At 48.2% G+C, this 21,253-nt stretch carries 9 protein-coding genes; 1 reads left to right on the top strand and 8 read right to left on the bottom strand.

Annotated elements, in window-relative coordinates; translation table 11 throughout:
• Nucleotides 1-43 precede the first annotated feature (43 nt).
• Nucleotides 44-8,674 (bottom strand): CHAT domain-containing protein, encoded by an 8,631-nt coding sequence (locus J0895_RS04660; protein ID WP_242541051.1) that lies wholly within the window; start codon nt 8,672-8,674, stop codon nt 44-46.
• 568 nt (nt 8,675-9,242) lie between these two features.
• Between J0895_RS04660 and J0895_RS04655 the strand changes: the two genes are divergently transcribed.
• Nucleotides 9,243-9,911 (top strand): lysozyme inhibitor LprI family protein, encoded by a 669-nt coding sequence (locus J0895_RS04655; protein WP_207086952.1) that lies wholly within the window; start codon nt 9,243-9,245, stop codon nt 9,909-9,911.
• A 260-nt stretch (nt 9,912-10,171) separates the two neighbouring features.
• On the opposite strand, the gene J0895_RS04650 is transcribed toward J0895_RS04655, so the two are convergent.
• The 7 genes from J0895_RS04650 to J0895_RS25645 all read right to left on the bottom strand — a co-directional run.
• Nucleotides 10,172-13,321, bottom strand: coding sequence for a transglutaminase family protein (locus tag J0895_RS04650; protein WP_207086951.1), 3,150 nt, complete (start codon nt 13,319-13,321; stop codon nt 10,172-10,174).
• A gap of 65 nt (nt 13,322-13,386) precedes the next feature.
• Entirely contained in the window at nt 13,387-13,953 is a 567-nt protein-coding gene (locus tag J0895_RS04645; protein WP_207086950.1) for a zinc ribbon domain-containing protein, read from the bottom strand.
• A gap of 607 nt (nt 13,954-14,560) precedes the next feature.
• Nucleotides 14,561-14,761 (bottom strand): hypothetical protein, encoded by a 201-nt coding sequence (locus tag J0895_RS04640; protein WP_207086949.1) that lies wholly within the window; start codon nt 14,759-14,761, stop codon nt 14,561-14,563.
• Nucleotides 14,762-15,395: 634 nt separating this feature from the next.
• On the bottom strand, nt 15,396-18,422 hold the full coding sequence (locus J0895_RS04635; RefSeq protein WP_207086948.1) for a glycoside hydrolase family 10-like protein: 3,027 nt from the start codon (nt 18,420-18,422) through the stop codon (nt 15,396-15,398).
• A gap of 180 nt (nt 18,423-18,602) precedes the next feature.
• Nucleotides 18,603-18,905 carry a hypothetical protein gene (locus J0895_RS04630; RefSeq protein ID WP_207086947.1) on the bottom strand — a complete coding sequence of 101 codons (303 nt, stop codon included), beginning with the start codon at nt 18,903-18,905 and terminating at the stop codon, nt 18,603-18,605.
• Between the two features lie 303 nt (nt 18,906-19,208).
• The gene (locus J0895_RS04625) at nt 19,209-19,349 is read right to left on the bottom strand and encodes a DUF2281 domain-containing protein (protein WP_242541050.1); all 141 of its coding nucleotides are present in this window, start codon (nt 19,347-19,349) and stop codon (nt 19,209-19,211) included.
• Between the two features lie 32 nt (nt 19,350-19,381).
• A partial coding sequence (locus J0895_RS25645) for a class I SAM-dependent DNA methyltransferase (protein WP_242541049.1) occupies nt 19,382-21,253 on the bottom strand: 1,872 nt, incomplete at its 5' end.

The following is a 21,253-nucleotide window of genomic DNA, read 5'->3' as shown; positions in this document are numbered from 1 at the left end:
ACCCACACTCTCAACAATCGCCTGATTATTTCTTCCCATCAGGTTACCAAGGAGTACCAATGGTTATAAATCCGGACCAATAATAAGGATGGGAAAGGTCTATGCTTTGCAAGTGGGAGAGTTCCGGTGGTAGGACGATCGCCCCATCAGAACCCACCAATTGTCCATTCTCAAATCGAACCTCCCCGCGCAAGAGTTGCAGTTGTGCGCGGCGCAATCCTTCCGAACGAATGGGTGCCGATCGCAACGCTTGGTACAATTCCTTCATTAATCCTAATGTCGCTTCATCACTGACATACCACAACGAGGCGATCGCAGATTTCACCCCAGACTGTAATGCTAACCCAGCAAATCCTAACTCCGCCTGTTCATTTCCAATGGCAGTCCGGCAGGCACTCAACACTAATAATTCCACTTCTGGATTACTCCATTGTAATGCTTTCATTTCGGAAAAAGGTAAGCGGTGATTCCATAATTTAATATAAGATTCCCCCGGGTCTCCCGGTTGAAAATCGGCATGAGTTGCCAAATGAATGATGCGAAAATCTCCTTGATTTCCCCGCTGCTTTAAGATATCAAGGGTAAATTCTTCATTCAAAAATCGTTCACCAGGCCAACAAGACTCGGACCCAAGCTGCGTCTGACAAATAATAGTCTCTAACTCAACTGGAACCGCAGGGAGAGGATCTAAAGTCAGAAATTTAGAAGCGCCCATTGCCAAAACTTTCTCGGTTTTCAAGTTAGCATAGACAGGTTGGGTGAGACTAAAACTAGGCATCACGGCCAGACTGTACCGTTCAATCAAAAAGGTTTCGCCATCATGGAGTGCCGCAAAGGGAAGCGATCGCACTCCAGCATCCGGAATAAAGGCTAGATTTTGGATGCCTCGCTGTTTCAGGGTGGGTTCAATGGGTTCAATCAACAAACGATGAAGCTGTTGAGATGACTGGAGATAGCGGTGAGTGTGGATCATTTTAAAATTGGTAATTTCCCCACGCATTTCCAAGGTCAATTTCTCAACCTGTGCACGATTGGCCTCGGGAATTTGAATCCGTAGAGGTTGATGAGGTCCGGTTACCACTAATAATTCTACCGGGTCATCGGGATGGCGATCGCAAGGCCATCCTAATTCCTCTTCTCGGGTACGCTGCCACTCCTCATGGCGATCGCCAGTGGGACAAATTAAAGCAGCATTTTCAGACAACTCCGTTCGTCCAAACACGATATACACCACAGCGGTTTTGATTCCTGTCACCTCCTCGGTTTGCCGCAGCACTTGTCGGACTTCATTGAGGGATTGGATATCCACCGCAGTCGAGTCTTGAAAATAGTCCATATACTCCCGAGATAACGCTTCTTCCAAAGTCGTCACTTCCACGTCTAACTCAAGTTCTATCGACGACCCTGCTGTAATCGGTTCAGAACTGTGAGACGATTCTAAGGGTAAACCAGAGGGTTTTCCTGTCGCGTCTGATTGACTGTCCACCGAGGTGCTGGATTCAGTTTCAACGGCGATCGCCGAGGGGATAGAGGCACTCACTGCCGGTTCCGGTTCTAACCGTGAAGGGAACAACGGCAGATTTCGTGAAGGAGAAACCGTCAGCAACGATTCTGGCGTCATCTCTGCTGCTGGATTCAGATTTGGTATTTGGGTCGGTACAGGTTGTACTGGAGTGCCATTTCCCTGGGTGGATGGGATGATTTCCGGTGGAGTTATACTCGGTATTGCTGCTGGTTCTGATGGGGGTTCCCCGGTTGAAAGCAGTTCAGGTTCACTGCCTTCCTGGGGTACAGATTCTGGTGCCAGTGCGGACAAAGGTTCCCCTAGAGGACTTATCCCCGGGGGAATGAAATCTGGAGATGCCGATGCAGGTACTGCTGCTGGAGGAAGTTCCGCTTCTGGCGCGGTTAAAGGTTCCTCTGTTGGAGGAAGTTCCGCTTCTGGAGGGAGTTCGGTTTCTGGCGCGGGTAAGGGTTCTGCCGGAAGTTCTGCTGCCGGTAGTAGTGTCGGTTCTGCTTCTGGCGCGAGTAAGGGTTCCGGTTCCGGTATCGGATCAACGCCATCATCCGTGGCAACAGTAATATTTCCCTGGGTAATAGAACGAGGGAAGATTTCCCCAATATTGAGAGTAGATGTGCCAGTGGTAATCACATCCCGAGTGCCGTTAAACAGGGGATTGCCAATTTCAAACCCTTCAATCGGGTCAATATCATCTCCTCCCGCATGATTTAAAGTGATACTCCCGCCACCAGTCCCCCCTGCCGAGGAAATACTGGCAAAACCCGTCGGAGAATACGCACTGGCAAAGGAATCCGTGGCGCGGAACAATCCTCCGGTGGTTTCGATAAAGATGTTACCGCCTCTGCCATTGGTTCCCCCTTGTGAGTTAATCCAGGAGACTTGGATATCCCCAATCGGATCAAGAAACACATTCCCCGCATCTCCAATGGTAGCGCTGGAGTCGATCGCACCGGCAGTAATGGCAATCTCCGCCATCACGGTAATATTTCCCCCTTGGTTGACCCCGGAGGCAGTGAGATTGCCGGTGATGATTTCACCTTGGGTACTGGTGACTGTAATATTACCTGCGGTTGTGGCAGAAGAGGCATCTAAATTCCCAGTTTGGACATTTCCCGACTGACTTTCTAGAGTGAGTTGCTCTCCATTGGTGATAATATCAGCAACGGTCAGAGCATTTTCGCTGATTAATTCAACTCCTTGTGCCGTCGTGGTGGTTAAGTTCCCCTGAAGGGTGATAGTTCCGGTACTCAGTGCGCGGAAACTCCCTGCGGCAATGGTATCCAGTGCGGTTATATTTCCGGCATTCAGAATGTTTAGATTCCCTAACGGTTGCCGACTGCCGACTGCACGATTAAAGGTGATATTTCCCACCCCCGCACTGAGGGTGAGATTTTGAGGTAAATTGGTTTCGCTGTCAATGAGACTCTGGAAGAGAATATTGCCGGAACCCTCACCTGTGGTAATTTGGGTATTTTCCCCGAGGGCGATCGCGCTGTTAAAGGTGATATCCCCTCCATTCGTGCTGACATTTCCTCCCAAAATGGTCTGTTCCGTTGTCACCGTTAACCGATTTAAAGGGGAAATTTCTCCAATATTTCCCCGCACTTCAATCACCCCCGTTCCGGCATTCAAAGTCAAACCCGGTGAGGTAGCACTCGCGCCCGCATTGCCATCAATATTACCCACAATCTTAATATTCCCACCATCATTGTCCGTGGTGAGGGTGATATCGTTGCCGAGAATTAGATTCCCCGTGAAAGTAATATCATTCTGGGTCGTTACGACATCAGAGTTGAGGTAAATTGTAGCGGCATTCAGGGAAATTGCTGCATTATCTGAACCCGTAATCATCCCATCCACCGAAATCGCTCCCGAACCCCCTTGCAAAATTACCGGATCCGTAAAACTCAGAGGATTAACAATAACAATTCCTCCCGTTGAATCCCGGCGTCCAATCGTAATTGACGTAAACCCATCCTGAATTTGAGCTAAATGATTTTGGGTCAAATCTAAGCTATCCCCAGCATCCGTAGCATTTCCCAGGGTGATAGTTTGAGTCAGGGTTGCCGGTTCTAAATTCAGGGTACTACTGCCGGTAACTGGACCATTAAAATCGATTTCTCCCGCCCTTAAAATCAGGGGATTGTTCCCCGCATCCAGACTCGAACCAAAAGCAATTCCCCCTATTCCCGGATTTAAACTTGCCCCTGGATTTAGGGTAACTGGGGCCGTAAAACCGATATCATGATTGTTGGTTATAATTTCACTGGAAAGCGTGACTGTTCCCGTACCCGTTTGCTGGAATCCACCGTCTAAGGTAAAGGGAGTCGTAATTTCTAAGGGGTTGGTATTCGCCAGGGTGACGGGACTATTTCCTGTTGTCGTCACGGGACTGTTAAAGAGAATAGTATTAGCGGTTAGGTTAATCCCATTTGCCCCCGTTGTGGTAATTTCTCCATTAAATGTTGTCGTTCCCGTCCCTGCGGATTGAGTCAGACTCGCGGCAGTGATTGCCTCAGTGGTGACATCATTCGCATTGATAATCGTTAAATTTCCTAATGCGGTTTGACTCCCCACGGCCTCATTCAGAATGATGTTACCCGTTCCTGAGTCTAGGGTTAAGTTGGGGTTGCCATCAATCGTGCCAATCATATTAAGATTGCCACCTCCGATATCGGTACTGAGGGTGACATTTTCCCCTAGAATAATATTTCCACTCAGGGCAATATCGTTCTGATTGGTCAGAATATCGGAGTTGAGGTAAACCGTAGCGGCATTCAGAGAAACCGCTGCATTATCTAACCCGGTAATCTTGCTATTGAGGGAAATAAATCCTGACCCGGCCTCTAGGGTTACTGGATCCAAAAATGTGATAGGATTGACTATAGAAATTTCCCCAGAGTAGTCAGGACGCCCGATAGTAATCCCGGTAAATCCATTTTGAATTTGGGCTAAATCATTGCTGGTTAAATCTAAGCTATTTCCAGTATTGGAGAGATTTCCTAGGGTGATATTTTGGGTACGATTTGCCGGTTGCAAGGTGAGGGTATTCGTTCCTATAACCGGCCCATTAAAATCAATTTGTCCAGCGGTTAACGTTAAAGGGTTATTGCCCATCTCCAAGCGTGACCCAAATGCCAGACTGCCCGTTCCTGGGTTTAAAATTGCCTCTCCCGTTAAGATGACCGGAGCATTAAAACTGATAGAACTGTTGTTGGTATTAATGGTGCTAGAAAGGGTGACCTCCCCGGTTCCAGTCTGCTGAAATGCTCCCTCTAAATTTAAAATATTGGCAATTTCTAAATTATCACGATTGGCAATGCTTAACGAACCACTTCCTGTGGTTGTCGCGCTATTTAAAAACATAAATCGGTTGCCAGTTAAGATGATACCATCTGGCCCATTGGTGGTGATTGGACCATTAAATGTAGTCTGACCTGTGCCAGCTAATTGAAGTAAATGGCCTGATGTGATTGCCTGATTTGTGACATCATTAGCATTGGCGATCGCCAGAGTGTTCAAGGGGATTTGACTGCCCACGGGTTCATTTAAGATGATATTACCGATTCCGGCATCCAGGTTTAGGGTGTAATTTCCATCTATCGTCCCTCCAAAAATGAGATGACCCGAACCCGTGCGTAAGGTAATATTATTGAGCAAATTAACTGCTCCGTCTAGGGTGATATTTTGATTATTGGTGATGATGTTATTGGTGAGATAAATCTGACTCCCAGTTTTGAAGGTGAGCGCATAATTAGCACTGCTGAGGTCCATTTCTCCTAAAGAACCTACATAAATATCCCCGACTGTCTCTGAACCCACTGTTAGGGTCCCATTAGGGATGTCTAACATCAGCAATTCTGGCATTGTGAGGCTGTATTCCCCGCTTTCATCATGAATGGCGATCGCCTGTCCCGGGGCGATCGGTTCTAAGATGATGTTAGTATTACTAGAAATCCGACTCTCTTCCTGAAAACTAACATTACTGCCTCGAAAAATAACCTCGCCTTTTCCGGTTTGATTCGGATTAACAAAGCTGCTGCTAAATCCGATTCCTTCTGCACCATTAACGCCGATTCCTTCCAGCAGAATATGTCCGCTTCCAGTGGATTGGATGGTACTGTTATTCTGAACCTCAATTCCCAGATTACCTTCACCAGTCCCCTGTCCAGTGCCATTGAGTGAGATAGTTCCATTCCCAGAAACCGTGCTATTTTCCATCAGAATTCCGATGTTAGAATCCGTGCCAGTCCCGCCGGTTCCTGTGATGGCGATCGCTCCAGCTTGGGACTGGATGTTACTACCATTGACTAGACTCACTCCTTGATTCATTCCTCCCGTCGCATCACCGCCAGTTCCCCGGATTTGAATATTTCCAGTCCCTGATGCAATGTTTGAACTCTCCATCGATATCCCATAATTTTGGTCAGTTCCAGTTCCCCCAGTCCCTTCTAGGGTAATGTTTCCCGCTGTTGATTCTATCTGATTAACCCCTAAAAAAATTATGCCGATATTGGCAAATTCCGTCCCATTTCCCCCGACACCGTTTAGGCGAATATCCCCGGAATTAGAAGCGATAGAAACATTATTATCAACATAAATGCCGTAATTATCCACCGTCCCGTTTGCGCCGGTGCCTTCTAAGATAATCGACCCCATTCTGGAATGCAAAGAACTCCCATTCATTAAGCTAATTCCATCATTGACATTTTCGGTGCCTTTGCTTAACCCCGTCAATCGGATATCTTCATAAGCGGAAACTGAAACCCGATCTCGAATAGCTACTCCTGTATTAAAATACCCCTCAGTTCCCCCGATGCCATCGATAACAATTGCTCCGGTTGTTGATTCAAGGTGAGTGTGATTTATGACACTCACCCCTCGATTATTGATTCCGCTCCCTTTAGCTGTTCCCGTGAAGCGAATATCTCCAGTTGCAGAGAAGATAGACTGACCAATTAATATCCCGGCAGTCCAGTCAGTCCCATTAACACCGAATCCCTCTAAAATAATCGTTCCACCCCCCGATTCCAGGCGGCTATTCTTTTGAATATTGATACCCGGGTTGAATTCTCCCGTGCTATAACCCCCTGTACCCATCACTCGAATATTGCCGGTTTCTGATTGGATTATCACCCCATCCAAAAAGATTCCCCGATTGAAATCTACACCGTTACCGCCAGTTCCAGTCAGAGTAATATCGGCATTGCCTGATATCGTGGTATTTTCACTATATATCCCCGTATTCCAGTTAATCCCGGCACCGCCTGTTCCATTTAAAGTAATCGTCCCATTTTTGTTAGTTTCTATCCGACTCCCTTGATTAATCAGAATACCCGCGTAATCACTGCCTGTGATTCCACTAAATCCGGTTCCAGTAAGCTGGATGTTCCCCCCTCCGGCGTTGATGATACTGTTAGTAATCCTAACGCCTTCCGCATTGCCTAAATTTCCATTTCCCGTTGCCGTGAAGTTGCCTCCTCCGGTATTAATCGTGGCATTGAAGAGGGAAAGCATTCCCCCATTGGCATTGTCAATATCGGCATTCAAGACCAGATTTAAAAAATCCCCACCGGGAACACCGTCAATAATATTGGCATTGATAATAATATTGTTGTGTGCGTTCAAAGTTAGGGTGTTATTTTCCCCAATTCCGTTATAATCAATCGGCGCACTAACGGTAATATCTCCCTCTTGTATCCCCCCATTTCCGGTTTCAATCGTTACGGATTGATTCCCCCCCCTGAGCGCATCTACAATCAGTTCAACCCCTATTTGTGCTGCATCCCCGGTCGTCATAAAGGGATTTGTATTGTTAATATTACTATTTCCCGCCCCAGCTACAATCTCGATATTATTCGGGTCGATTAACCATTCTCCACCGATTCCGCAGGTGGGAACATTCGTACAACTAGGGCGAGCATTGGGAACGGTGGTGACTTCTATAAATTGCAATCCACTGGTTTCTATAAACCCACCATTTCCACCTAAGATACCACCACGGGCGCTGATGTCTCCGTAAATCTGGGCGGTTTCTTCTGCAAATATAATCACTCGTCCACCATTGCCCAATTCAGTGGCATCGGCAGCAATAGTAGAATCCTCGCTGACAAAGGTTTGTAAGGCATTGGGCACGGTTCCTTTGCCGCGCATATCGCCACCGATGAGGATGGTTCCACCGCCATTGTTTCCTGATGTATTGATATCCGCATCAATCACGGCAATGCGATTTCCTAGGACTGCAATTTGCCCCTCTGTTGCAGCAATGTTTCCAGAAGCAATATTATCTCCGGTTTGCGTATCAATGCGACTTCCTGAACCGGATAACTGCACGCTACCATCGGCATTAACGGTTACCTGATTGGCATGAGTCGCACCGGAACCTGTGAGCAATTCAGGCAAGGATTGCGATTCATGCATTGCTGTTCCGAATATTTCCGTATTTACCTCTAAACTTAACAGGTGATTCTCTTGAGAAATTCGGACAACACTCTCTCCCGGAACCGTAGCAATGGTTATATTGCCTTCAGGGGCGGATAAGGTGCCGGTATTGAGAATGGTTCCGCCTAATAGGGTTAAGTTGTTACCCGGTTCTAGGGTTAAATTTCCGAGGTTGACTAAGGCACCGGGTTGGAGGGTGGAAAAGGCAAATTGAGAGGGGTTTCCAACTAGATTGGACCATTGATTATCTCCCACGGCATTAAACCAATTGCCTTGACTAAATCCGATTCCCGTGGCAGTTGTAGCGAAAAAGTCAGCGGGGACATTTAATTGAGCATTGGGTCCAAATAATATCCCGGCAGGGTTCATTAAGTAAAGGTTGGAGTTTCCGCCGGTGAGTTGAATTAATCCGTTAATAATAGAAGCATCTCCCCCATTGATGCGTCCTAAAATGTTTTGAATGTTGGGATTGGAGAGGAAGTTAGCTACTTGTCCGGCATCGAGTCCAAATTGTTCAAAACTATGGAATAAATTTGCGCCGTCTTTGGAGAGTTGTCCGCCTTCGATGTTAAATTGCGGTCCATCTGGATTGACAATTGTGCCGGTGCCATCGGAGGCGGGGGTGATGGGTTGCGCGAGGGAGGATTTAGCAATTCCGGTTAGATAGGAAAGCAACAGTAGAGATGCGATCGCCCTGATGGTGTGGTTCATAATGATGAAAATGAGTTAGATACACAACAAAACTTGACTAGAAATCCAGGCAAATTCAAGGGGTGACCCCTAAATTTTGGTGGTCCCTCTCAATCCACTCCTAAAAGGAAGTTTTCTCCCTCTCGATTCCCGATGAGGTTGTACTCTGGTCTAATATAGGGAACTCCAAATCCTCCCATCATTTCCCTCAATACTTTTCAGGACAAGGCAGTGCCGCTTCCCTCTGGTCCAGGGACTCAGTAGGTGTTGTATCCTTTTGTTTTTTGGTATTGTGGAAAATACGGAGGTTTTGGCCAGGTTAATCAAGGATTATACCATACCCTAGAATACAATGTCAATAGAAGGTTGAAAAATTGCGGTTTTAATAAAAACAAGGGCACTTAGCACTTCATGAGTTTCTCTCTCCTGATTTGTGGTCCTCTTGATTTCAGGATTTAAGGTGGTCTTTACAATTTCAAAAAAAACGCTACAATAAGAGTGAGTATAGGTTGAAATTTATGTTGTGGTTCAGATTGAGGCGGTAGACTCGGAATACAATTAACAATAAAATAAGGAGAATTAACCCAATATGAAAGATATAACGCTAGAGCAGGTTTGGCGTGGGTTGAGAGGATTCGGACTAGCGGGATTGATGGTGACTGCCCTGGGATGGAATCAACCCAATGCGATCGCTCAACCGCGACTCAATTGCAACAATCCCCAAACTCAAAGTGAAATGAATGCTTGTGCCGGACAACGGTGGCAAACGAGCGATCGCCAACTGAATCAAATTTATCAAGGGCTCATCCCGCAACTGTCCAATACCAGGCGGCAACAATTAGTCACCGCACAACGAGCTTGGATTACCTTTCGCGATTCTGAATGCGCCTTTTCCAGCAGTTTAGCCGAAGGTGGATCGATGCAACCGATGCTGCGATCGGGCTGTTTAGGGAAGTTAACGGACATTAGAAATGCTGAACTTTCTCAGTATCGCCGAGGACAAATTCCCCCAGCGCGAGGACAAAGTTATCAAACGGCAGATAACCGCCTAAACGTGGTTTATCAGCAGGTGATGAGGGAACTTTCTGGAAATCGCAAAGAACAGTTAAGGACGGCACAATTGGATTGGATTAAATATCGCGATTCTCTCTGTGAATTTGAGCGCAGTGGCGGCGGTAATGCCGGGTTTAATATCTGTCAAATTCGCCTAACTGAAGTGAGAGTAGATCAATTGGAATCTCATTCAGAAGAAAGATAGCGCATTGTGATAATTGAGGGGTTTGGTAATACTTGCCTGGGGATTTCAGCCGGGAGATATTAGGCTATTTCCCAGTCATTTTTATATTATATATCAATTGAAGGTGAGAGGATAGTTCCGATAAAGCTATGAGGCGGCAGAGCCGCAAGAGGCCCGTGTCACGGCGGAGCCATGACACGAGAGGGGTTTTTTCCGGTCCCCTCCCCTTAGCAAGGGGAGGGTTAGGGAGGGGTTCCCATGCTGTCGCCACCCCCCCCCAGTCATCCCGATACCCTCCGCAAATCTAATGTGAGGGGATATTCCCGACTGGGTAAAACCGATCGCACCTGAATCTCGCCCGGAGTATGTCCGATGGGAACAAAGCGTGTAATCAGTCGGCTGTGAGCTTCCCGGGAGTTAAGGGGAAATGTTGTCCAGTCTACACCGCCTGGATGTTCGGCGTAGTAAGTACAGCCTCCAAGCGATCGCCCCTGCCAGGTATCCACAATATCAAAGACTAAGGGAACATGAGGGTCGATCGCCGGATGTAATCCTGCTGCTACTTTGCGGGCGCGATATCGCACTCCTGCAACACATTCTCCTGCTGTATCCGTCCCTTGTAATGGCACGGGATAGCCGTTGCAGGTGACAATGTGCCGTCCCGGGGTGGCATTCCTCAAGAGGACCTGGATGCGTTCCATTGATGAGTCTACATACCTTGCCGTACCTGTAGTTGTGGCTTCTTCTCCTAACACATACCAGGGTTCGATCGCCCGTCGCAGTTCCAGTTCGACTCCCTCTCGGACGATCGCCCCATATCGAGGAAACCGGAACTCTAAAAAGGGTTCAAACCATTCCCACTCAAAGGGATAACCGCTATCAGTTAACTCCCGGAGGATATCCCGAAAATCCACCGCAATGTAATACGGCAATAAAAAGCGATCGTGTAAAATCGTCCCCCAGCGCACCAAATTTCCAGTATAGGGTTGCTGCCAAAAGCGGGCAACGAGGGCGCGAATCAGTAATCCCAGGACCAGGGCCATGCGCGGATGCGGGGGCATTTCAAAGCCGCGTAGTTCCAGCAATCCGAGTTGATTTTTCCAATTTTCCACCGGATAGAGTTTATCCACACAAAACTCACTGCGATGAGTGTTGCCGGTGACATCGATGAGCAGGTTCCGTAATAGGCGATCGATGACTTCTGGAGGAATCTCGGTTTTGGGGAGTAAATGTGCGAGGGCAATTTCTAATTCATATAAATTTTCAGCCCGCCCTTCATCGACTCTCGGAGATTGGCTAGTGGCCCCGATAAATAAGCCAGAAAACAGGTAAGATAAGCTGGGATGATGCTGCCAGTAGGTGATTAAACTCCGCAGTAAGTCTGGACGACGGAGTAAGGGACTCTCGTCTAGGCTAGGACCGCCCAATGTGATGTGAGAACCGCCTCCAGTGCCGATGCGGAGTCCATCTTTGGTATATTTTTCCGTATCGAGGCGGCTGAGTCGGGCTTCTTCGTATAAACAGGTTGTGGTTTCTACCAGTTCTTGCCAATGGGCGGCAGGATGCAGATTGACTTCGATGACGCCGGGGTCTGGGGTGATTTGAAAGCCTTGCAGACGCCGATCGCGCGGTGGGGTAAATCCTTCGATACGGACGGAATAGCCGGTTTCGGTGGCAGCATCTTCGATGGAGGCGATCGCATCTAGGTAGTTTTCTGCTGCACTAATCGGCGGCATGAAACAGTACAATTTGCCCTCTCGCACTTCCACGCATAAGGCGACTTTAACGCTATTAACGGTATCCACCCCGTGAGGTTTCTCACTCACTCGACTGCGAACTCGGGCAAAAATATCCCCTAATGGGTGAAAACTGTCCTCTGGATTGACTTCGACTTCAGTTTGCAGTTCTGCCGACGATGCCCAATTCATTGCACTCAGGGGTAAGCGGAACCCTGCCGGAGAATCTCCGGCAATTAACGAGAGGCGATCGCCCGGAGGATGCCAAGGACCTGTTACCCAGCACTCTGTTCCCTCACTTTTTGTCCAAATTAAGGGCAGAACGTAGGCACAGAGGTCTTTTTCCGGGTTCTTGTCGTAGGCGGCGATTACCGAGTTCGCATTCACCCCTAGCCGTTGGGCGACTGCGGTGATAAAAATTTTGGCATCTTTGGCTGTATAATTTGTATCTTCCTCATCGGGGACCAAGGGACTGCGCCAAATCGGAATCCCATCCTTGCGCCAATAACAGCCTAATGCCCAGCGGGGTAAGGGTTCCCCGGGATACCACTTGCCTTGACCCTCATGCAAGAGTCCCCCGGGGGCGAAGCGACTGCGTAATTGTGAGAGCAAAACCCCGGCTAATCGCCGTTTTTCTTCCCCTAGCGCCCCGGTGTGCCATTGAGCCGATTCGCGATCGCATTGGGAAACAAAAGTGGGTTCTCCCCCCATTGTTAACCGCACATCAGCGGCTTGTAACTGGGTTTCGACTGCCTCACCTAGCTGAGTGATAGCTTGCCATTGTTCTACTGTATAAGGTTGGGTCACCCTCGGTTGTTCTTCAATCCGGGTTACCGTCACCGAATAGGTTAACTCGCTCTCACAAGGACCGATTGACCCCGTAACGGGTTCAGCATTTCTGGGGTCAGCCGCCGCCGCGAGGGGAATATGTCCCTCAGCGGTGAGGATTCCCGATGTGGGGTCGAGTCCAATCCATCCGGCCCCCGGGAGATATACTTCTGCCCAAGCGTGCAAATCTGCCTTATCTGCCTCGGGTCCTGGAGGACCTTCTAAGGGGGTTTCATCGGGTTTGAGTTGGATTAAATAGCCGGAGACAAATCGCGCCGCCAACCCCAGATGCCGCAGAATTTGGACTAATAACCAAGCGGTATCGCGACAGGAACCGAGGCGTTGGGAGAGGGTGTCTTCACAGGTTTGAATTCCCGGTTCAAAGCGGACGGTATAGGCGATATCCTGTTGGAGTTTTTGACTGAGATTGCCAATAAAGGTGGTGATGAATGGGTTGGAGTTTTCCAGTTGATTCACCCAATCGTTTAATAAGGGTCCCGATTCTTTAATTTCCAAACATGGTTGCAGTTCTGCGGTGAGTTGTTCGTCATAGGTAAAGGGGTAGGAACTGGCGTATTGTTCGACTAAGAAATCAAAGGGATTGATGGGATGAAGTTCAGCAATTAAATCCACTTGAATATGGAGGAAACTGCTCATTTCGGGGAAGTTAACTCGGGCCATAAAATCACCGAAAACCCCTTGTCGCCAATACAGGGAATGATTCTCCGGTGCAATGTTTAAGGCATAACTCTGAATGGGGGTGCGGCAATGGGGAGAGGGACGCAAGCGGAGGACATGGGGACCCAAAACCGCAGGGCGATCAAAATGATAGATGGTTTGATGGTTGAGGGCAACTTTAACAGACATTTAGGGTGAGGCAGAAAGAGTGCAGTGAAAAGAAGAGGTGGGGGGAATTAATCGGGCGATCGCGCTTAGGATAACCGATGGCCGCAATTTGCACAAAAGCGGTCATTTTCTTTCACCGGCGCACCGCATTGGGGACAGAAATTTTGGCGGTAGGATGGGGTCGATTCTCCCATACTCATAGCCATATTTCCCATCTGCATTTCCATCGGATTCATTCGCATTTCCATGTCCCCCATTTTCATTGGTTTCATGGGTTCCATCGGTTTCATGGGTTCCATTGGTTTCATGGGTTCCATCGGTTTCATGGGTTCCATTCTGGCCTCTGGGGGTTTTTCTGCAGTTTGCATCGGCATCACTTGAGCATTCTCCAAATTCGGGGTTGTGCCGATCGCACTCATGGAGGACCCTTGCAATTGCACATAATGCGGACCGCGATCGCTTTCTATTCGCAAAATGAAACCCCCGGCATTGCGATATAAAATTGGCAGCGCGGTCCATTTTCCCGTGGAAAATCCGCTACTTGATTGTTGCTGTTGACCCGGAAGAGTCCCACTGAGGGTCACAATCGTTTGATTGTCCTGATTGTAAACAAAAACCTGCTGGCCGTTACCCAGGTTACACATATATGCCATAACCGAGCCTCAAACGTTATTAAACGAGGATCTTTTCTAGTTTAGGATAGTTTGGGGCAGAAACGACGATTGAATCCGAAACGAAACAAATTGAAATTAAACGCCGGATTATTTCATAAACCAACCCCCAAATTTTCAGACCCCGTTGGGTCGCTATAGCAGAACCTGCCTCTGCTATTGCCACCGCAGTTTCCGAACGAACTGGGGGTAACCCTTCTGATGGATAAAAATCTTGTCCCTGTCATCAATTTTTGACCTCAATTTACACCTTCCTCTGAACAAGGGGAAGAGTTGAGAGGGTGCGGTCCGAGTTTCTCGATATCAAGAAGCTGTGACAAAATGCCCAATAGTCTCCGGGAAAAGTTGCCCAAAATCAAAAATCGGTGACAATGGTGGGGCTTGAGAAGGTTCTGGAATAAGTTTCATAACAGTAGAGAGAAACTGAATCGAGTCAGGAACCATGCCATTGGAACAGCCTTGGCCGAATCTGTGGGCTTAATTGAGCGTTGAACAGGTTATCTGGTAACTAATATCAACCGTCGGTTTAAATATAAAGGAAAAAAGCCCGGTGAATTCTTGAATAATCATCAGTTCTGGGGCTGACTTTTCAATCCACAACTTTGATTAATCCCAGATGCAATCCCTGATAAATTTTATCAACCAAGTCTTGTTCTCGTTCTCCGAGATAACTACCGCAGAGGAGGCGCATCAATTGAGATTGATCTTGACGGCTAATTCGACGAGAGTTCAGAATTTTTTCCGTCAGTTCGCCTATGGTAGATTCTGATGATCGATGAGAGGCAGACATAAGTATAATCACGGTTAAATTACAGTTGCTTACTTTTCTAATTTATGTGTTTTTCCCGTTGACGGGTGTGATGTTTTTGTTGTAATGACGCGATCGAGATCGGTAAGCCGGAGTGATGGGAGTCACTAAAAACCCTTCCTATCAAAGGGTTATGGCATTATCTGCATGATCATTCGCCTCCCCTTCCTTCCTGGATTTTCCTCCCACAGAGCGATCGCCGTCTCAGGCTTTTCCCAGTTTTGTTAAGTTTCTTAAAAATTCGCAATCTGACCTCAATACAATTGAGGCAGAGACTGCCCTTCCTCTCAAGTTACATCAAGAGGATACCCGATTTCAACCGGCCTGCCGCTAATAAACAGTATGAGGCGCAGTCTCCCTTGCCCGTTGGGGGGGGGGAGACTGCGCCTCATACCAAATCCGGTTGGTAAAAGTCGGTTTTCGCTTTGACGCCGCGCTTGAAGGGCTTTGTCCGTGTATAGCGTTTCTCATGTCCAGAAGGTACAGCCCTCACCCCTTTCTCGTCGGCGGCCCAAGACGAGAGAGGGGCTCTATTGGCATACCTCATGAGTCCACCGAACCGCTATAGACCCACCCTTGAGGGTGCGAATTTCTATTTTTAAAACCGGCTCCCCAGTCATCGTTTCAATAGAAATTGCTCGCCGTAACTTAATAAATCCTCCAGGGTTTGCAGTCGATTTTCCCAAGTTTGAATCTGATAGGGTTTTTGCAAAGAATAGAGATTCATCCAACCCCGAAACTGGCCGCGAAACTCCCTCAAAACTGAATGAGCTTGTTGGAGATTTGGCCCGGAAGGATCACTCGCCAACTCTTCCAACGCTTGAGTTAATTGCAATCCCTTATCCTCAAACCCGGTGAGGTCAACCTCTCTCATAGACAACTCTTCCGTATCCTGCAAAAATTGCCATTCCCGTTGCAATCCGGCAAATCGAGCAGCAGCAGCGGCAAAAGGTTCTCGGTAGGGAATAGGAGTGCGATCGCCCAAGGCAGAAGGTCCTTGAGTCCGCTGAAAAATCCCATTCAATACCGGGTTAAGATTTTCCGCCGCAAACAGCGCATATCCTCCCACAGACTGATTCCTTAACGCCTGGATTTGGTCTACTGCAATAATCTCCGGTAGATCCAGCAAACGAATCGCCGGTAATATCAAAGCTGCCCCCAAATCCTCCTGATTAATCCAAGGTTGCGCCAACTGTTCCAGACGATTAGTATCCATTGCATAAGTCATCGGCACAATTAAATCAACCTCCCCGCGACGTGCCCATTCTTCCCAATTTTGTTGAATTTTGTTGCGGCGATCGTGAGGATTCAACGGAAACACCGCTACCGACAAGATTAAATCAGAACGCAGAGTTCGCAGCCGTTGAGAAGCTTCTGAGACAAAACTATCAACTTGACGGACTCGAAAATCAGTCCATTGCTGCCACAAATCCCGATCGCCTGGAGTAATCGTCATCGGGTCCACGCCGGTTAAATTCTGAAACTCCTGACGTGCAACTTTGCCATATCCATAACTGCGTTCCGCACTTGGGTCCTGAAAAGGATATCTAATATAATCTAACTGCACCCCATCCACGTCATACCGAGTCGCAATTTCCTCTAAAATATTTAACAAATAACGGCGAACTTCGGGATTTGCCGGGTCCAGAAAAGGCTTAGTTTGTCCTCGGGGAATCATCTGTCCGTCGTTAGTATAACTCGCCCAATCGGGATGAGCAGCGATGACAGGACCGGGATAATTGGGGTCTAAATTGAGTAAAACATTGTGTCGCTGATTCCCGGCGGCGAAAGTCCAGATCCAAGCGTGTAACTCCATGTTGCGATCGTGAGCCAATTTGACCGCCACCGCCAAGGGGTCCCAATTGCCAATTAAAGGATTTTGCTGCGGTGCCACCTGGGAGGGATAAATTGGATATCCGGCATTGACGGTTTCAAAAAATACCGTATTAATCCCCGTAGCGGCGAGATTGTCAAAAATCCGGGCTAGACCCTGTTCTGAACCCGCCCGCACAATGGAACCGCGATCGAGCCAAATAGCGCGGATTTCCGGTTGAGCTAAAACGCCATTAGTGGGATAGTTTTCCCACAGGAGGTCGCGAATTTCCACCCATTTAGCGCGAGCACCGGCATAGTCCTGTTGCTGAACTAATTGGGGGAATTCCAACAGCAGCGATCGCGCCGTGGCGATCGCCTCACTGGTGGGAAGAAACGCCTGTTCTATCTGGGCGATCGCCTCCCCAATTTCCGCCCCTGTCTTCTCCCCCACAACAACCAGGGATGCAGAGGCGATGGGCAATTTCTCCCTCATCTCCTCTTCACTCTGTGAACGAGCTTGCTGAGGACCTTGAGCATGAACCGAGGCGGTAATCAGGGCACTTTCCACCCGTCCTAACAAATTTTCCAATTCTTGCCGCATCTCGATCGCCTGGAACGAGAGAATCGGCAATGGCCCTTGCTCCACTATCAGCCCCGGAGGAGCCGTTTCTTCCGCCGGATCCAGCCCTGGCGGGGAAACCGCTTCTGCCTGTACCGTACTCCGGTCCGAGGGAGTAGAACTCTCAGGAAAAGAGGGGAGAGTATCCGAGGGAGAAGGACGCGCTGGCGCTTGGGGGACTGGCGCCGGAGGCGGAACCGGAGTGATGGGTTGAGGCGGTTCTTCCGACGGTTGCCGTCGTTGCACTTCCGCTTCCCGCAATTGTTCCGCCTCATTTGGGGCCGGAGACGAAGGGGCCTGGGATGGGGGTGGGGGTGGAGTATTCTCCTGACCCGCTACAGTGCGATTGACCCGGGGTCCGCGTTGAACTTCATTTCTTAACAGAGCCGCCCGTAACCAGGCGCTATCATACTCCACATCGGGATGGTTGCCCCACTCCCAGCCAAAAAAGGTCATGCGATCGCCAATCAAGACCGCTGGATTCCCCGGTGCAGGACCCCAGGTAGTCATCACTTCCGTGTTATAGCCACTCGGCGCTAAAATGCCCCCAGGAATCGCGATGCGGTTGACCTCTGGGGGAATCCAATTAGAGGGACAGAGTAGTTCAGTGCGGCAATAGAGGGGTTCCATCGGCGTCGGTTGGGACAACTGACCTTGCCAAGTCCCGCCAATGGTTGCAGTTAAAGCGTGACGAATCCCTGCTGCCGAGTTTACACCTAAAGGTCCTGAGACCACTGCATGAACCCCTTGACTGAGTAAACTTTCAAGGGCCAGGGCCTGTTCAACAGTCCAGGTGGAGATATTGGGGATAAACAGGACAGTAATATTGGCGGCGATCGCATCATCCAACAGGCGATCGAGTTCAATAGTCTCATAGACCAATCCTGCCGCCCTTAAGCGGGCATCGATCGCCTCCCATTGGGCTTCATTTTCCGGACTGCGAACCACCCCTAAGCGCAACGCCGAGTTTTCCGTCAGGGATTGGGAGGGAACTCGACCCGGTGCCATTTGACTCAGGGAAGTCTCGGGAATCCTTGCCTCGGCTGGAATCTGCTGTGCGATCGCCCCAGGGACGGGGGTACTCAGTAGCCCCAAACTCGCCACTAAAGTCCCAATCACCCATTGCCCTCGGTGGGTGTAGATGATGGGGTCGAGTCGGAGTTGCACCTTTCTCAAAGATTTTCCCAGATGATAACGGCGATCGCTCATCAAACTTTTGTTCCTTATTCCTGCGTCAAGACAGTAAGGAGCAATTCTAACAACTTTGGGAGCGAAACCCTCACCCTAAATCCCTCTCCCCTGAGATGAGGGCCCAAAATTCGTAGGGTGGGCACTGCCCACCTGCCTTGTCAACTACGCTAGGTGGGCAGTGCCCACCCTACAATGACTTCAGTTATTATCTACGGGATGCCCGGTGAAGCGAGAATACTGCACCTGTCCTGTACGATTAGGGTCTGATACAGCGGCTACTCCCTTCAGCTTTTTCTCAAAATAAATGACTCCCCCAATCTCATTCTCTACCGTAAAACTCCCATGAATAAAATCATATTCAGGAATCTTGATGAGCAACATATTCTGGGGGTCTTTCTTAAAAAGTTTCTGAGTGATTAGCGGGATGACTTCTTTCAAAAAAGGATGATCAACAGGTCCGCCAAAATCCAGAAATTCGGGATGGTCGATAAATCTGTCCATATAAAAATTCCAGAACTTCCCTAAATCTTTGTCCCGATCTAATCTGATTTGAAGTTCTCTTAATTTATGGATATTAAATGAAGGGGGTGGGCTAGACTTTGACATGACTAATTTATCCTGATGATTAAGATGGACTCTTCCCCCATTCTATCAAGCCGATTGGCATTGTTAAGGGGCTGGCTATTATATTAACTTCACCTGATGCTCCCCTCCCCTCTGTCTTAGGGAAAATTAGGGTCCTACAAGGGTAGGTGTTTTCCGCTTCACTCCACCTCCGGTCCCCTCCCCTTGGCAAGGGGAGGGTTAGGGTGGGGTCCTCTGCTGCTGGACTGTTTTATAGCGTAGGTATTCAATAAAACTGGCAAGCTCGTTCAGCATTTCATCCGGCAGGGTATTGATTGCCTCAATCAAGTTTTCTCGTTGTTCTGTGGTGTTAGACATCATTAAACTCCTCATGGATTGGGTGATTTTTTGAACTATTTAGCACCTTTGGTTTTGCGTTTTCCTGACTTTTTCCCAGACTTTTGCTGGCTGGTCATTTTACTGTACATTTCAAACAGTTTTTCTAGGCGTTCGGTGTCGTTTTTGAAGCGGCGACCGATGTAGATGCGTTCGAGGATTTCGTCATTGCGATCGTGTGCCTCCCGGACTAGGGGAAATTCGCTATCCATGCGATCGCGATCGTACATATCGGCAATAGTAGCGGGGAAATAATGCTCTCGCGCCAACAAAATATCTTCCGCACAACGGGTGAGGTCAATTTTGTTTTGTTCCGTGAGAGTGGGGACAGGGAAGGTGTTCCAGCCGAGAGTGTTGGAGTAGGAGAAATCGGTTCTCATTCGCACGCAGACTGTGCCAATCCAAACCCAGTGCAGGCGTGAGGCAATGAGTGCCATGTTCCAGAGTGGGGCATCGTAGAGGGCGTAAACCTTATTCGTAATAGTTTCGTGCGGACTGAGTAATCCACATGGTAGGAATTGACGATTTTCTGATGAAATAGCAGCCACAGCGATCGTTTGGGTCTTCCCGATATTCATTTCCCGAAACTGATGCGAACGCGCAGCCATATCATTCGCATCTTTGGCACGACTTGCTAACCGCATTTTACGAACCTCTTCAATTCGCTGCCTAATCGGTTCAATTGCTAATGCTTCATCAAGATATTCATCCTCAATCCACAGACAATAGCGAGACAGACCGCGAATAAATTCGGCTGATCCATAAATCCGTCGGATAAATTTTTCTTGTTGCTTTTTTGTCAGTCTAAGTGCATTGACATCATCAGTGGAAAACAGCAAATTTCCTCCATCTACAGGTTTATTGCCAAAGCTCATTTCAGATAAATCACCTAACGGCTTTGCGGCTTTTTCAATAATCACGTTAGAACTAGAGACTAAATAAGCATTTATATGAGCTGAATCTATTGCTACGGTGTCGCCATTATCTTCAATATAAAATAAAAATTTAGCTTTGTTATTCTGTCGAGAAATGCCAACAATCACAACCGTCACCCCAGCATTATGGCTCGCCAAATTTGCCCATTTAAACGACGTATGAGCAAAATTAATCTCATGACCCGTCTCAAAAATAAGCGGCCATAAAATCGGCACTTGTTGCCCCTGACAAATCGAATTCGTAGAAACAAAAGCCGCCGCAGCATTAGTTCGCGTCCCATAATCTGCCGCTTTCATAAACCAACCTGCCACATAATCCAGCGACTTCCAACTTTTGGTACGACCCTCAAAAATTTGTTTTAAATCGTCTTTTTGTTCCTGTGATTGCCAAGTAGAACCCAAATAAGGCGGATTACCACAAATATAAGTTTCTCCCCCCTCATTCTCAAACTCAATCTCCGCCTCGTCTCGCGTTTCCCCCCACAAATCCAAATCCTCACGCTGCACCGTTACCCCCGTTCCCGTCGGTGGACAAAGACTCAACCAATCCCACCGCAACGCATTGCCGCAAGTAATCCAATTGTCAGCCTTCAACGGCAAAAACTCCAACAAAGCCAACTGCGGCCCCCGATACAACACATCACATTGAAACTCCGCAATAATCAACGCCAACCGCGCAATTTCCGTCGCAAAATGCCGAATCTCAATTCCCCGAAAATTGGTTAAGGGAATCTTAGAAGCGCGAGCCGGTTCACCCTGAAACTCATTAATTTTTGCCTCAATTTTCCGCATCTCCTTATAGGCAATCACCAAAAAATTCCCCGACCCACAAGCCGGGTCAAATACCCGAATCCTTGCCATCCGTTGCCGCAAATTCTGCAATTTCCGAGCATTATCTCCCCCTGCTTCTAATTGCTCCCGTAAATCATCCAGAAAAAGCGGATTCAGCACTTT

The organism is Phormidium pseudopriestleyi FRX01 (assembly GCF_017313335.1).
GTDB lineage: Bacteria > Cyanobacteriota > Cyanobacteriia > Cyanobacteriales > Laspinemataceae > Laspinema > Laspinema pseudopriestleyi.
The sequence above is the reverse complement of the archived record's forward strand: the minus strand, read 5'-3'. Positions and strand labels throughout refer to the sequence as shown.

What these genes read in the sequence shown, in the direction of transcription:
- J0895_RS04660 (WP_242541051.1), bottom strand. Translation starts at nt 8,674, where the DNA reads ATGAACCACACCATCAGGGCGATCGCATCTCTACTGTTGCTTTCCTAT.
- J0895_RS04655 (WP_207086952.1), top strand. Translation starts at nt 9,243, where the DNA reads ATGAAAGATATAACGCTAGAGCAGGTTTGGCGTGGGTTGAGAGGATTC.
- J0895_RS04650 (WP_207086951.1), bottom strand. Translation starts at nt 13,321, where the DNA reads ATGTCTGTTAAAGTTGCCCTCAACCATCAAACCATCTATCATTTTGAT.
- J0895_RS04645 (WP_207086950.1), bottom strand. Translation starts at nt 13,953, where the DNA reads ATGGCATATATGTGTAACCTGGGTAACGGCCAGCAGGTTTTTGTTTAC.
- J0895_RS04640 (WP_207086949.1), bottom strand. Translation starts at nt 14,761, where the DNA reads ATGTCTGCCTCTCATCGATCATCAGAATCTACCATAGGCGAACTGACG.
- J0895_RS04635 (WP_207086948.1), bottom strand. Translation starts at nt 18,422, where the DNA reads ATGAGCGATCGCCGTTATCATCTGGGAAAATCTTTGAGAAAGGTGCAA.
- J0895_RS04630 (WP_207086947.1), bottom strand. Translation starts at nt 18,905, where the DNA reads ATGGACAGATTTATCGACCATCCCGAATTTCTGGATTTTGGCGGACCT.
- J0895_RS04625 (WP_242541050.1), bottom strand. Translation starts at nt 19,349, where the DNA reads ATGATGTCTAACACCACAGAACAACGAGAAAACTTGATTGAGGCAATC.